The sequence below is a fragment of the Chryseobacterium sp. 22543 genome (assembly GCF_052044565.1).
GTDB lineage: Bacteria > Bacteroidota > Bacteroidia > Flavobacteriales > Weeksellaceae > Chryseobacterium.
Genome location: NZ_JBQENH010000001.1, coordinates 234494 through 249218 on the forward strand (window position 1 = coordinate 234494; position 14725 = coordinate 249218).

10 protein-coding genes are annotated in these 14725 nt (G+C 37.1%); 1 reads left to right on the top strand and 9 read right to left on the bottom strand.

Annotation, left to right across the window (positions count from 1 at the left end; all coding sequences use genetic code 11):
• Nucleotides 1–6 precede the first annotated feature (6 nt).
• From ACTJIP_RS01050 to ACTJIP_RS01090, 9 genes are all read right to left on the bottom strand, one after another.
• Nucleotides 7–3108: a SusC/RagA family TonB-linked outer membrane protein gene (locus ACTJIP_RS01050; RefSeq protein ID WP_180564076.1), complete on the bottom strand. Its 3102-nt coding sequence runs from the start codon at nt 3106–3108 to the stop codon at nt 7–9.
• 10 nt (nt 3109–3118) lie between these two features.
• Nucleotides 3119–4681, bottom strand: coding sequence for a glycoside hydrolase family 32 protein (locus ACTJIP_RS01055; RefSeq protein WP_077418720.1), 1563 nt, complete (start codon nt 4679–4681; stop codon nt 3119–3121).
• Nucleotides 4682–4762: 81 nt separating this feature from the next.
• A complete protein-coding gene (locus tag ACTJIP_RS01060) occupies nt 4763–6073 on the bottom strand; it encodes a sugar porter family MFS transporter (protein ID WP_077418719.1) in 1311 nt (436 codons plus the stop codon).
• Nucleotides 6074–6589: 516 nt separating this feature from the next.
• Entirely contained in the window at nt 6590–9358 is a 2769-nt protein-coding gene (locus ACTJIP_RS01065; protein WP_180564079.1) for a substrate-binding domain-containing protein, read from the bottom strand.
• A gap of 385 nt (nt 9359–9743) precedes the next feature.
• Entirely contained in the window at nt 9744–10808 is a 1065-nt protein-coding gene (locus ACTJIP_RS01070; RefSeq protein WP_180564080.1) for a carboxymuconolactone decarboxylase family protein, read from the bottom strand.
• A 6-nt stretch (nt 10809–10814) separates the two neighbouring features.
• Nucleotides 10815–11324 (bottom strand): cupin domain-containing protein, encoded by a 510-nt coding sequence (locus ACTJIP_RS01075; protein ID WP_180564081.1) that lies wholly within the window; start codon nt 11322–11324, stop codon nt 10815–10817.
• Nucleotides 11325–11339: 15 nt separating this feature from the next.
• Nucleotides 11340–11903: a DapH/DapD/GlmU-related protein gene (locus ACTJIP_RS01080; protein WP_180564082.1), complete on the bottom strand. Its 564-nt coding sequence runs from the start codon at nt 11901–11903 to the stop codon at nt 11340–11342.
• A gap of 74 nt (nt 11904–11977) precedes the next feature.
• On the bottom strand, nt 11978–13033 hold the full coding sequence (locus ACTJIP_RS01085) for an alpha/beta hydrolase (protein ID WP_219072919.1): 1056 nt from the start codon (nt 13031–13033) through the stop codon (nt 11978–11980).
• Between the two features lie 90 nt (nt 13034–13123).
• Nucleotides 13124–14002, bottom strand: coding sequence for a helix-turn-helix domain-containing protein (locus ACTJIP_RS01090; protein ID WP_077418713.1), 879 nt, complete (start codon nt 14000–14002; stop codon nt 13124–13126).
• A 222-nt stretch (nt 14003–14224) separates the two neighbouring features.
• Here ACTJIP_RS01090 and ACTJIP_RS01095 point away from each other — a divergent pair, with 222 nt between their 5' ends.
• On the top strand, nt 14225–14431 hold the full coding sequence (locus ACTJIP_RS01095) for a hypothetical protein (RefSeq protein WP_077418712.1): 207 nt from the start codon (nt 14225–14227) through the stop codon (nt 14429–14431).
• Nucleotides 14432–14725 lie beyond the last annotated feature (294 nt).

Consider the following 14725-nt stretch of genomic DNA (forward strand, 5'->3'; position numbering starts at 1 on the left):
TAAAAATTATAAGGAAAAATTAACTCCAAAATTAAACGTCAGCGGTAACGGATAACCGAATGCCGGCGTTTCAGGATCTATTCCTGTAAAGCTTTTGGATTTTATCGTCCAAAGATTCTGAACACTTGCATACATTCTGAAATTAACAATGTTATAATGCTCCATCAGAGATTTAGGGAATGTGTAGCCCAACTGCAGAACCCTCAGCTTCAGATAACTTCCGCTTTCCACATAGTATGATGAGAATCTGGATTCTGCATTGCCATCCACTGTCGTAAGCGCAGGAATATCCGAATTCGGATTCTGAGGTGACCATGCATTCAGAAGTCTTGTTCCTTTATTGGAACCTACATCATCCACGCTCCAGAAATCGGTCTGGTATTTTTTTGAATTGATTACATCTACATCGCTGATGCCTTGCCAGAATGTTGAAAGATCAAAGTTTTTATATGAAAAGTTGAGATTGACACCATACATAAATCCCGGATTCGGATTGCCAATCCACGTTCTGTCTTTGTCGTCAATCATTCCATCACCGTTTAAATCTGCGTAGCGGATTCTTCCCAAGCCTTTACCTGACTGACTTGCAGAATTATCCACCTCTGCCTGAGTCCTGAAAAGTCCGTCGGCAACATAACCGTACATTGAGTTTACCGGACGCCCAAGAATATTATCCGTTGTTCCGTTTCCGCCATAATTGTTGATAACGGATTGCGGAAGTTCAGTAATTTTGTTGCGGTTCATCGAGATATTCCCTGAAACTTCGTAACGGAAACCACCTGCGGTTTCATTCTGATAAGACAATGTAACTTCAATCCCTTTGTTTTCCATAGAAGCACCATTGATCCATCGATCTCCTCCTTCTCCGATCACACCAAGATAAGGTGGCAATACAAGAATGTCTTTTGTTGCTTTTTTATACACATCGACACTCCCCGTCAGTTTTTGATTAAAAAATCCGAAATCCAGACCGAGATTGGTCTGCGTGGTGGTTTCCCATCTCAGGTCATCATTTTTTGTCTGAGTTGCGATAAATCCTGATGGCAGTAATCCGCTTCCGACACCGGAAATATCGTAAGCCGTACCGTAAGATGTTGCCCAAGTTGGATTTCCTCCCGCATAATTTGCTATATAAAGCGAATACACCGCGGAATTACTGATTTCCTGATTCCCGGTCTGCCCCCAACCCGCTCTTAATCGCAAATCTGAGAAAAACGGAATCAAATTTTCTGCAAAATGTTCCTTATTGATTCTCCATCCTGCCGAGAATGCAGGGAAAGTCCCGAAACGGTTATTTTTACCGAATCTTGAAGAGCCGTCATAACGCATTGTTGCAGAGAAAAGATAACGGTTGTCATAATCATAAGAGAATTTTCCGAAGTAGGACAACAGGCTGTAATAGGTGGAACTTCCTCCATTGAAAGCATCCCCTGTTCCTGCATCGGGATACATATAATCCGGTGTTTCTATCAGGAATCCTTCTTTTCTCAACCAGGTATTTTTATACGTATCCTTGTACATTTCCATTCCACCCAAAACATCAAAATGATGTTTTCCTGCTTTTGCGGTGTATTGTGCGGTATTGGACCACGTCCATTTTTCGGTGTCTGACTGGTCGATGTTTACTGCATTGGTTTTGTTTTGCAGGTAACCTGAAACATAGCTTCTTTGCAACATTCTTTTGTAATAATTGGAAAGATCTATTCCAAAGCTGGATTTTAAAGTCAGATTTTTTATAGGCTGTAATTCTGCATAAACATTTCCGAAGAATCTTTGGTATTGGTAGCCGTTGTCTTTATTATATTCTAAAAGTCTGACAGGGTTTTGCCTGTCATTCATTCCGCCAACCGGTCCTCCCCACCCGATTCCGTCCACAGTATGAACCGGAATAATGGGCAAAGCACGTAAAGCAGGATCCAAAACGCCCGGATCCATCAGTTCATTGGTTTTATTGAAGGTGAAATTCTCCCCGATTTTCAACTTTCCGTCGAAAAAGTTATAAGAGGTATTAACCCGGGCAGACAATCTTTTGAAATTGGTAAGTTTCACGATTCCATCATTGTCATAATACCCCATAGAGAAAAAGTAAGAACCTTTATCCGAAGCGCTTGAAGCAGAAACATCCAGCGAATTGGCAACCCCGGTCTGCGAAACCTCATCATACCAGTTGGTATTGGCTGATTTAATCGTTTTTCCGGCATCCAGGTATTCCGGAACATAGCTGTTGTATAAAGTCGGAATACCGTTCTGTACCCCCCAGTCAAAACTGTAGCTTAGATTGTTGCTATTCGGGTTCAGTCCGTCATTGATGTTGGCCTGCCAAAGCACCTGTCCGAATTGTTTTGCATTCAGAACTTCTGTTTTCTTTGCATATTGTGAATATGCTGTATAATAATTGAGATCGATTCTCATCTTCCCTTTTTTTCCTTTTTTGGTCGTGATGATGATCACACCATTAGCCGCTCTGGAACCGTATATACTTGCTGAAGAAGCATCTTTCAGTACCTGCATCGATTCGATGTCACTTGGATTAAGCTCGTGCATTCCGGCTTTTGTGGGAACACCGTCTATTACGTACAGAGGATCTGTATTGTTCAGCGTTCCAACCCCGCGAATCAGCACTTTTGTGTTACTGCCGGAAGGAGATCCGTCAGCTGCAATGTTAACACCCGCTACCCTTCCCTGTAAAGATTTGATCGGATTGGGTTCGGTTTGCTTGTTCAGGTCTTTCATATCTACCACAGAAACCGCACCGGTAATGTCTGCTTTTTTCTGTTTGGTATACCCGGTTACGATCACCTCATCTATACCTTTTATTTTCTCTGCAGCTAAAACAATGTTAAGGACTGTTTTTCCATCCACCACGACTTCACGGGTGGAATAATCCGGATACGTGAAAACTAAAGTGTTTCCTTTTTGCAGGTCGTTGATCTGAAATGCACCACTATTGTCTGTGGTGGTATTGGCTCCGGTTTCCGAAACGGTTACGATAACCCCACTTAACGGTTTCTGATTTGAGGAAACTACTTTACCTTTAATGACTTCCTGCGCAAACACATACGAAAAAGGCAGAAGGCAAAAGGCGATGGCTATTTTATATTTCTTCATACTATAGTTTTTATTTGATATTAATCTGATGAGCATTGAAGTTCACCGTACTTCCTTTGGTATCTGTAAATAAGCTCAGTTCCGAGAAGCTTTCATTCGGGAAAAAGATTTCGGTCATTACCTTTTCGCCTTTATTGAAGAAAATTTCGATGGAAGTTTTATCCAATACAATTTTGAACGTTGCGTTTTGATAGTTTTCTGCTAATGGAGCTTTTGAGATCCTGTCTGCAAAATTGTTCTTAAAATCGGTTTTGCCGGATTGGGTACGGTCAATAAACAATTCCTGCTTGTTATTATCAATTCCGAAAATTACACGTTCTCCCAATGAATTTTTCAAAGCAAAAGTGTAAATCCCTTTGGTCATTTTTTTGAGATCAACATCTAAAACTGCTTTGGAAAGGTCTATTTCTCCTTTGCTGATAAGTTTTTTATCCGAAACAAGGTTAATTTCTTTTTTAACTGTCTTTCCTTCGTAATTTTTAAGTTGGGAAACAGGAATATTTTTCAGAGTGTAACCTTCTTTGGTCCTTTCCAATGTTACTTCACGAGGAATAGTGGAACTTCCTCTCCATTTTTCTGTAGGCACATTCGGTGAATAGTCCCAGTTTGACATCCAACCTATTATTACTCTTTTGTTATCCGGAACGTTATCAAACGAGACACTCGCATAATTATCGCGTCCCCAATCCAGCCAGACTACTTTTTCTTTTTCAAGCTGCTTTGTAAAAGCATCATCCATTTTGAAAGTTTTTCCGTCAAAATCACCTACAAAATACTGGGCTGCAGAACCTCCGTTTGGCCCACCCGGATTGATGTTAACGATAAGCACCCATTTTTCTTCATTGGTTCCTTCTACCTTTACCGGGAAAAGATCTGGACATTCCCAAACACCACCGTGTCCGCCGAAATCTTTACCAAATTCTGAAAGGAATGTCCAGTCTTTCAGGTTTTTTGAGGCATAAAAATGCTGTCTATCCTGTACCGCCAATCCCATTACCCATTGTTTTCTTTTCGCATCCCAAAAAACTTTCGGATCCCTGAAATCTTTTATTCCGGGATTTTTCAATACCGGATTGTTACTGTATTTGGTCCAGGTTTTTCCATTATCCAAAGAATAAGCGATTGCCTGAGACTGCGTATCAATTTCTCCGGCTTTCTCTTTCTTCATATCATGGTAGGTAAAAATTGCTACCAACGGAACATTTTTTCCATCTCCAAAACCTGATGTATTATCCTTATCTACAACTGCACTTCCTGAGAATATTGCACCCTTCTCGTCATAGGCAATTGCAGGAGCCAATTCTTCCCATTTTATAAGATCTTTACTGATGGCGTGCCCCCAATGCATCTTACCAAAATCCGGCACGCTCTGAAACGGTGTATGCTGGAAAAATAAATGATAAGTTCCGTTAAGATAAAAGAGACCGTTCGGATCATTCATCCAGCCTTTTTGAGGAGTGAAGTGATAATTGAGCCTGTAAAGTTGCTCTTCAGACGTTTTCGAGTCCGACTGTGCGTTGAGCCCGGAACAAAACGTGGAAGCCATTATTAAAGTCGATATGATTTTCTTCATTATGATTATTTAATAGGAAATTTTCGAATTATTTAAAAATTTTAGAGGTGTTCTTCGCCATGATTATATTGGTTTGTAAATCTACTTCGTCAGTGTTTTGCTTAATTTTTCCAGTGATATTCCTTTGGTTTCCGGCATCATAAACATTACGAATAATAATTGGAATACCATTGCAACGGTAAAGACCAAAAATACGGTCCCGGCTCCGATGGTAGAAAATAATGTAGGAATTAGTGATGGAATGATTGCTGCCAGAAGCCAGTGTGTGGAACTACCGAAAGCCTGTCCCGATGCCCGCAGATGGTTTGGAAAAATCTCTGAAATAAACACCCAAATTACCGTTCCCTGACCAATAGCGTGAGAAGCAATGAAGAGGAACAAGAAAATAGGAATCGCCAATCCTGACCAATGAAAATAAAACGCCATAGAAACCAATCCTAAAGAAATGATGTAACCTACGGAACCCAAATACATCAATGTTCTTCTTCCTACTTTATCAATAAGGTTGACTCCAACCAAAGTAAAAACCATATTAACAACACCAATTCCTATACTGCTGAGAAGTGCTGTTTTCTCACCCAATCCTGCTTCGCCAAAAATTCTTGGTGCATAATACAGGAACGCGTTGATCCCCGACATCTGATTAAAAAAAGCTACTAGAAAAGCCAACATCAGCGGAAAACGGTATTTTTTCATAAAGATATTTTCCTTTGGCGATTCTGCGTGGTCATCTTTCATCTGGGTGATCAAGGTGTCAGAATCCTGATCGGGACTTAGGATTTTCATCACTTTTTTCGCTTCTTCTATTCTAGATTGCGAAACCAGCCATCTCGGACTTTCCGGAATAGTAAACACACATAATGTATAGATTGCTGCGGGAATTGCCTGCACACCAAGCATCCATCTCCAGTCATTATCGCCGATACCGCTTAGTAAATAATTTGATAAAAATGCAATCAGAATTCCCAGAACAATATTGAACTGATAAAGGGAAACCATTCTGCCACGATCTTTTGCAGGGGCAATCTCTGAAATATAGGCCGGTGCAGCAATCGTAGAAGCACCAACGCCCAAACCACCTATAAACCTGAAAAATGCAAACAGATAAGGATCATTGGAAAGCGCCGTTCCTATAGCAGAAAACGCATATAAGACACCAATGATCAAGAGCGTTTTTTTCCGTCCTAATGTATTGGTCGGGATTCCGCCGAAAATAGCGCCTATCACTGTACCCCACAATGCCATACCCATTACGACTGCTCCGTGAAATGCATCTGAGCTATTCCAGAGCGTCTGCAACTTTTTGTCTGCGCCAGAAATCACGACCACATCAAACCCGAAAAGAAATCCTGCCAAAGCTGCCGTGATAGACCACATAAGAATTTTATTCATCTGTTAAAATATTTATTTGTTTGTGGCTAATATATCCCCGGGCGGCAATCCGAAGGTCTAATTATGTAACTAAATATTTCGTCAAGGTTAACTATTTGTTAATTAATTGCAATTAACTGAAAATCAATAATTTATTTAAAAATAATTTTATTAAAGTTTCATCAGGTTACAAAAATGTAACATTGTTTTATAAAAATGTTACGTATGTTTTGGTGTTTTTATGATTTAAGAACAACTAATGTCATGAAAATTTTAACCAAAAAACGAATCAAGCTATATGGTTTTTAGCTCAGGAACTTTTAGGAATTATAAATCGTTCAGAAAGCTGTTTATTAGTTTAGATGAAGGTATGTTGTTGAGAAAGTATAATAAAAAAAGCAGCAGTTTGATTTACTGCTGCTCAATATTGTAAAAAATATTAGATGTGAGGATTGATTTTAAATATAAATTGAAGCTCCATATTTTATCACTTTAATGTTATATTCAAATATTTAATCATTTGATTTCGTAGTATTATCACTCCTTCCCCGCAGACTTTCTAAAGGCATTCGGGGATATACCAAACTTATTCTTGAAAACAGTAGAGAAATAATTCGGGGAAGAAAAACCGGTTTTGTATGCAATTTCCGAAATTGTCAGTTCAGGATTTTGAAGCATAGATTTGGCCTGTTCAAGACGGAAATTGTTGATATAATCGCTAACGTTTACATCAAACATTGCTTTAATCTTTCTATACAACTGAATTCTGGAAATATTGAGCAGGTCTGCAAGATTCTCTACTGAAAAATCGGCATTATCGATATTGGTTTTGATGAGATTGTTCAGATTGTTCACAAATTTCTGTTCTATATTTCCAAACGATTTGCTATCCAAAATTCTGCCAATATTATTTGTATAATAATAACGTAGCTTTTCACGGTTGTAAAGCAGCGTATGTAGTGATTGTATCAGAATCGGGTAACTGAAAGGTTTCGTGAGATAAAGGTCAACGCCGGATTTCAAGCCTTGAAGATAAGATTCTTTATTATCAAGAGCTGTCAGAAGAATGACCGGAATATGTGATGTACGAAGATCATTTTTAAGAATTTCACAGATTTCAAAACCATTTTTGTCTGGAAGATTAACGTCACAGACGATAATATCAGGAATTTCATTCAGTGCCCTATCAATTGCATCATTCCCATCAGAAACCGTCACCTTAAACTCATTCTGAAGCTTTTTGCTTAAAAAGAAGGACAAATCCAAATTATCCTCCACCAAAAGAAGCGAGTAGCGTTCGCCCTGAGATTCCTCATGTTGGATATTAATCTCGTCTTCCAATCCATTTAAAATAGCATCGTTTGTCAGGCTTTCGGCATCTGCGAGACTAGGTTCTTTTACCATTTGGTCTTCGTTGAAATGCTTGTTTCCCTTATAAAGACTGATGATAAACTCCGTTCCCTGAAAAGAGTTCACTTCTATCTTCCCAAGATGGAGCTCAATGAACTGTCTGCTAAGATGAAGCCCAATTCCTGAACTGTTTTTTCTATTGTTGGAGCCTTTGAAATACGCTTCAAAAACATTGCTGATTTCTTTTTCAGGGATTCCGATTCCATTATCTTTGAAGCTGATCACCGCCTGATTTCCTTTTTCCTGAATCGTGATTTCAATCTTTCCATTATCTGGTGTAAATTTGAAAGCATTGGACAAAAGATTGAAATAGACTTTATCCATCAGGTTTCTGTCGATGTAAAGCTCAAGATTTTTATTCTGTGAATGAATTTCGAATTTGATATTTCTTTTCTTAGCTTCATTTTCAAAATCACGAAAAATTGAGTAAGTAAAATCATAAATATTCGTCTTGGAAACTCTTAGGTTAAAAGTTTGATTTTCTATTTTTCTAAAATCCAACAAGTTATCCACCAATCGTAATAATCTGTTGGAATTTTTATTGATCAGCTCCAGCTCATAGGATGGTTTTGTACCTTTGGTTTTGCCAAAATCCATTAAAGACTCCAATGAACTGAGAATAAGCGTAATGGGTGTTTTAAATTCGTGAGATATTCCCGTAAAGAAATTAACCCTCGCTTCATTGCTGTCTTTCAACTCATTGGCAATGGTTTCAATCTGATTTCTTTGAATAGTAATTCTCTCGTTGGTAAGTGTAAGCTGCTTATTTTTTATCTTTATTGCATAAATAAGGTAAATCGAATAGGCAACCAGGCAAAACATCAACACTAACAATATAATAGACCATCGGAATAATTCTTTTTGCGAAGAATATAGCTCGACTTGTTTTTTAACCGCCTGTACCTGATTTTCTATAACGCCTTGCTGCTCAATAATTTTATCAAACTGATTGCGCATAATTTCCGCATTCATCCGGTCAATGATCGTTGTGCTGAGTTTAATGCGTTTCGGAACAGCAACACCATTATAAATCTTAATCGCCGTCTCGATCGCTTCTGCTCCACCAGTCGGATACAATAAAGTGGCATTCAGTTTTCCATCCAAAACCATCTGGATTCCGCCGTCTTTTGTATTCAGGCCGTCAACGCCGATAAATTTGATTTGATTTTCCAAACCTGTATTTCGTGCAACCTGCCATGCATTGGTGGCAAGCTCATCATTAAAGGCAAAAACATACAGACTTTGATTTCCTAAGGAATCCAATGATTTCCTGAAAGCATCAGCCGGAAGACCTTTAAATGTTTTTATCAGATCTGTGTTGGGGCTATTTCTGATGATTTCCTGAAAGCCAAGACTTCTTTCTATGGTTGGGGAAGATTGGTCATCACCTCTTATTTCGATTACTTTTTTATAATTTTTGGAATCTGAAAGAATGTAATTGGCCGCTTCTTTCCCAATCTCCACGTTGTCTGCACCGATATAAGTCGTATATTTTTCTGAATTGATCTTTCTGTCGAGCAAAATAACCGGAATATTTTTAGTAGCTGCTTTTTCCACTACCGAAACCAGGGATTGCGGATCAATGGGTGAAATGATAATCACATCCACCTTACCATCAATCATTTTTTGGATATCCTGAACCTGCTTGCTGACAGAACTTTCTGCTTTCTGTATATTCAACTCTACTTCGGAATGAAGCGATGCCTGTATCTCCATAGAGTGGTTCATTGCCAATCTCCAGGGATGATTGCCCAATCCCTGCGAAAACCCGATAGTAATTTTATCTGAAGCTTTCTGCGGTTTTTTACAAGAAAAAAAAACAAGGAAAAACAGAAGGAATAATATCCTGTAGGCTTTAAGAAAACTGAAAAATTTTAATAATTTTATTGGTAACATATTAACACAATATTAATGAAGATGTTGCAGACAGGCAATTTTTAATGATAGTATTTTGTATTAAATCTGCTCTATTCATTATATGTAATAAAAGACTAATAAGATCAATTGAAGACTGGCTATACCAAGATTGCCTTTGTAAAATGCTTAAAGTTAAATTGTACTAAAATTAGTCTACAAAAAAAATTACTTGATAAAAATGAGCTTTACAATTTTTGTTTTAGTTGGCTTAAATGAAGCACGTATTTGAAGATACAGTTATCTTCCTCATAAATAATTTTTTATTGAATTTCTTTTAGACTAATTTCTCTAAAGTCTTTAAAAAAAATTTCAAAATTAAACGTGTAAATAAAATGACTTTATATTACAATTTACTGGTCTAATACTACTTTATCTTTTTAAAGATATCAGACATCGCTTCTTTGTCAATACTTTCCATATCTATTAATTTCAGGGATTTTACCATTTTCAAGGTTGATGATTTATACTTCAAAAAATGTGGCGTTTGCAAATGAAACTGATATGCTTCTTTGTCCGCATAGATTTCTACAATTCTTATCTGAGTTGGATTTTCCTTTTGATACATCGGAAAAATTGCAATCACACCTTTCTCCAGCTTTACTGATGCTGAAGCTTCTTCTTTCAGAATAGAATTATATTCTTCTAAAAATTCAGGGATAATTTCAATTTCGGAAATCCGAATCATCATGTCGTTTTCAATAATCGGAACAAGCGGTTTTCCAATGATTTTTCGAGCTGTATTTGCCTGAGTTTTATTAACGGTTTCTTGAACCAAATCAGCCAATTGAGCTAATTGATTTTCAGTAATTCCTGTGTTTTTTCCCATATTGATATGCGATTGCAACTGTCCTTCTACTCCATCCAAAGAAGCAAGAGCAGAAATCGTCACGATTTCTCTTTGCTTATAAGTCAGCACATCGCTCACAAAAATATCGGCAAAAAGATGTTCTTTTAAAAAAGCGTCAACCCGTGGAGCAAACTCACCAAAACCTGGTGCTGGTTTGGTTTGTGGCATTTTTGTGAGTTCTTCAAGGGTTTTTCTGCCTTGTTCATATTTGTCTTCAACATTATTTTCGACAATGATTTTCTTTCCTTCGATATCATTAATACCTTTTGATTTTCTTTCGTCTAAAACTGATTTAAAAGTATTAATAGCATTCAGACTTCTCGGAAAACCACAGTACGCATACAATTGAACCAAGACTTCTTTAATTTCATTAATCGTCAAACCAGAATCCAATCCGGCATTCAACTGAAGTTTTAGACTTCCTAGATTTCCAGTTGTCGTGAGTGAAGAAATCTTTACCAAACTTTGTTCTTTAGCATTCAAATTTTGATTGGTTTTATTTTCTTGTGCATTCATTTTTGTTATACTTAATGTGAGAATAAAAAGAATTATCCATTGTAGAAACTTGTTTTTGCTCATCATTGAAAATTATTTTTTGTTGGCTTCAGCAAATTCTTCATCGGAAACAGCTTCCAGCCAAACATTTTGATTGGTCTGCGGATTTCCATTCGTTGCTAAATGCGAAAACCAGTTGTCAGCATTGGCACCGTGCCAATGCTCAACATTCGGAGCAATTTCTACGATATCTCCGGGTTTTAAACGACGTGCGGGTTTTCCTCTTTCCTGATATAAACCTTCGCCACCTACAACAATCAAAAGCTGTCCGCCTGTGTGGCTGTGCCAATTGTTACGACAACCCGGTTCAAATGTGACATTAGAAAGAGGAACATTTAAATCTTTATTGCTTGTAAGTGGCGCCAAATAGGACTTGCCAATAAAATACTGCGCATAAGCCGTGTTTTCTTCACCTGTCGGAAAATCACTTATTTTAGGAATATCTGTACTCATTTCGTTTGATTTTATTTTGTTTGAATTTACTTTATTTTGTGCGATTACAGTTGGACTAAACGCTAAAAGAATGATGATTAAATATTTCATTGTTTTACATTTAATTTATGCAATTGTTTTGATGATTTTTGCAGGAACTCCTCCCACCACAACATTGTCCGGAACATCTTTAGAAACGACCGCTCCGGCTGCAACTACAGCATTTTCTCCAATCGTAACTCCCGGTAAAATGGTTGCATTGGCTCCAATCCAAGCATTTTTCTTGATTAAAATGGATTTTCCAATTAATCCTTTTCTATGTTGAGGTTCTAAAGGATGATTTTCCGTTATCAGGTTTACTTTCGGGCCGATTAAAACATCGTCTTCAATGGTAAGTCCTCCTAGAGTCAGAAAAGTACAGTCGAAATTGATGAATACATTTTTACCAATATTGAGATTCTTTCCATAATTGATGTAAATAGGTGTAAACACCACTACATTCTCCAATTCTTTGCCGATAATTTGACTTAATATTTTTAAAATCTCATCCGGTTCTGTAGAATTATTTAATTCAATCAATTGTTTCTTAACCTTATAAGAAGCTTCCAGCAATTTGTGAATTTCCGGATCGCCGGGCATTATTGTTTCACCATTTTTTAGTCTGGTAAAGATATCTTCGTTAAAACTCATTATTAAATATTTAAAGAAATAAAAAGGATGAATCCGCTTTTTAAAAAAGCAGATTCAGCTATTGCAATGTTCAATTATTTTAAATTGGTTCTGAAGAAATTATCCAGTTTTTCAAAAGGAATCACATCTACCTTGTCGTATAAGTCAACGTGAACCGCATTCGGAATAATCACCAATTCTTTCGGTTCCGCAGCCATTTTGTAAATGTCTTCTGAAAAATACCTTGAATGTGCATTTTCACCAGCAATTAAAAGAATAGGTCTCGGTGAAATTTCTTTGATGTAACTTAAAATGGGCATATTCATAAATGAAAGTGCGCTGGTCAATCTCCAACCTTTTGTTGAATTTACTGAACGCTCGTGAAAACCTCTTGGAGTTTTGTAATAATTAAAATAATCTTTTACAAATTGAGGCTCACTGCCAGTTAATTTTTCCGGAAGATGAGAAGATGGATATGCTTGTTCCCCGGTTTCTACATCTTTCCATCTTTGCAGATTCAGGTCTACGAGTTTTTTTGTTCGTTTCTCAAGTGTAACTACATCATTATATCCTTTAGAAATCACTCTTGTCATATCATACATACTCGTGGTCGCAACGGCTTTTATTCGCTTATCGATTGCAGTAGCATTCAGTGCCATTCCTCCAAATCCGCAAATTCCGATGATCCCGATCTTATTTCTGTCTACATTTTTCTGAAGTCCCAGGAAATCAACAGCTGCACTGAAATCTTCGGTATTGATGTCGGGTGAAGCTATATTTCTTGGTTCGCCACCACTTTCGCCTGTGTAAGAAGGGTCAAAAGCGATAACAGCAAAACCTCTTTCCGCCATTTGATTGGCATACAAACCTGAAGACTGCTCCTTCACCGCACCAAACGGTCCACTGATTGCCAACGCCGCCAGTTTTTCGTTTTCTGCATTTTTTGGAAGATATAAATCTCCGGAAAGTATGATTCCGTAACGGTTTTTAAAGGTAACTGCTTTTCGGGTAACTTTATCACTGAGTTGGAAAGTATAATGTTCGTTTTGTTCTGTTGCATTCATTTTTCCTGGATTTGATTTTTTATTCTGCGCAAATGCCTGTCCCATGAAAAGAAAGGACAGAGCCATCACTGTTGTTATTATTTTCATATCTGAATTTTGTTTTAAAAATTACTGATACAAAATTAGAAACAGCGTAGTTCTGACAGTTAATGATAATCAAACCAAAAATTAAGAAAATCAAACCTCAGTCAAACGAAATGCTTTTGGATTGGTTCCGGTTTGTTTTTTAAAGAAATTATTAAAATATGTCGGATAATCGAATCCCAATGCGAAAGCTATTTCTGAGATATTCCAGTCGGTGTGCTGCAGCAATGCTTTAGCTTCTGTGAGAATTCGTTCCGTAATATGAGTCGTTGTGGATTTTCCTGTAACTTCTTTCACAGCTCGATTGAGATAATTAACGTGAACATTCAAATTTTTTGCAAAATCCTGAGCTGATTTCAATTGCAGAGATTGGTCTGTAGTTTCGATGGGAAATTGTCTTTCCAACAGTTCCAGAAAAACGGACGATAATCTTGATGCTGCATTTTTGTTCTGGTCAAAATCTTCTGCAGGTTCTAATTTCAAAGATTCGTGGATAATTAAACTGATGTAATTGCGAATCAGCTCATCCTTGTAGACATAATCGCTTTTCTGCTCAGCAATCATTTTTTGAAAAATCGTATTGAGAAAGAGTCTCTGTTCTTCGGTAATTTTCAGAACGGGAGTTCCGCCAATTTTAAAGAAAGAAGATTGCTGGAGGCTTTCGGAACGTTCAGAATTCTTGAAAAATTCCTCAGAAAAAAGAATGGTATAGCCTTTATAAGTTGTTGAAATGGTTTCCCAGGAATACGGAATATGCGGATTTCCAAAAAAAAGCACCGTTCCTTCCTGCTCGAAACTTTTATCAGAATAATGAATTTTACTTTTCCCTGTCGTAAGGCAGATTTTATAAAATTCTTTTCTGCTGTAGACACGGGTTTCACTTCCATCCTGTTCAATCTGGAATGCACGGAAGCCTTTTAGTTTTAATTCAGTATTAAACTCCGAAACAACTCTTTTTAGCTTTTCTTTCATTTTTCAAAGTTAAGAAAATCAAACTAATCAGCTCTAAAATCATTACAGAAGTAAAACGTCAATAGAATTCTCTGTCGAAACAAAAAATTCTATCGCTTAAAAAAATCTTGAAAAGACTTAATACTTTACAATTTTGTATTATGAAATTGTTCTCAATTCAATCATTACGAAATACCCGATTCTTTCTTTAATCAGCCATTTCCCATTTTGGAAATTTTACAAATGTTTCACGCAGGAAATAAAACAATTCCTAGTCTAATTGCCAATGGCGAAGTGGTATGTGCAAGTGCTGTTTCAAGTGGACCTCTATTACTTTCCGAAAAAGAAAATCTTCCGAAAGAATTAACTGAAAACGAAATTTTTGAAATTATCAAAGCATTTGGTGATACCAGTAAGAAATTTTTCCCACGCGATCCGGAGACAAAATAAATGGTATCAATACCATTCATACTTTCTGCAAGCGTATCAGCATTGCTGAGCAGATCAATATAAACGTGCTCAATATGGATCTGTATTATTTGCTGAATTTGGATCTCTTGAGCCTGCTAAAACTGATGCTGACGAGCTAATTTATTAACCAAGAGAGATCCTACTCGATCATTTGCGCCAATGACCAATACTTTCATAAGTTTAATTTTTAAATAATCTGTTAACGGGATGTGCTCGGTGCCTGCCCATGAAATTGTTTATATACAAATTTATGTATTCTGTAAAGAGCACACT

Excerpts from the sequence above, each read along its gene's own strand:
- ACTJIP_RS01050 (WP_180564076.1), bottom strand. The coding sequence starts at position 3,108 with ATGAAGAAATATAAAATAGCCATCGCCTTTTGCCTTCTGCCTTTTTCG.
- ACTJIP_RS01055 (WP_077418720.1), bottom strand. The coding sequence starts at position 4,681 with ATGAAGAAAATCATATCGACTTTAATAATGGCTTCCACGTTTTGTTCC.
- ACTJIP_RS01060 (WP_077418719.1), bottom strand. The coding sequence starts at position 6,073 with ATGAATAAAATTCTTATGTGGTCTATCACGGCAGCTTTGGCAGGATTT.
- ACTJIP_RS01065 (WP_180564079.1), bottom strand. The coding sequence starts at position 9,358 with ATGTTACCAATAAAATTATTAAAATTTTTCAGTTTTCTTAAAGCCTAC.
- ACTJIP_RS01070 (WP_180564080.1), bottom strand. The coding sequence starts at position 10,808 with ATGATGAGCAAAAACAAGTTTCTACAATGGATAATTCTTTTTATTCTC.
- ACTJIP_RS01075 (WP_180564081.1), bottom strand. The coding sequence starts at position 11,324 with ATGAAATATTTAATCATCATTCTTTTAGCGTTTAGTCCAACTGTAATC.
- ACTJIP_RS01080 (WP_180564082.1), bottom strand. The coding sequence starts at position 11,903 with ATGAGTTTTAACGAAGATATCTTTACCAGACTAAAAAATGGTGAAACA.
- ACTJIP_RS01085 (WP_219072919.1), bottom strand. The coding sequence starts at position 13,033 with ATGAAAATAATAACAACAGTGATGGCTCTGTCCTTTCTTTTCATGGGA.
- ACTJIP_RS01090 (WP_077418713.1), bottom strand. The coding sequence starts at position 14,002 with ATGAAAGAAAAGCTAAAAAGAGTTGTTTCGGAGTTTAATACTGAATTA.
- ACTJIP_RS01095 (WP_077418712.1), top strand. The coding sequence starts at position 14,225 with ATGTTTCACGCAGGAAATAAAACAATTCCTAGTCTAATTGCCAATGGC.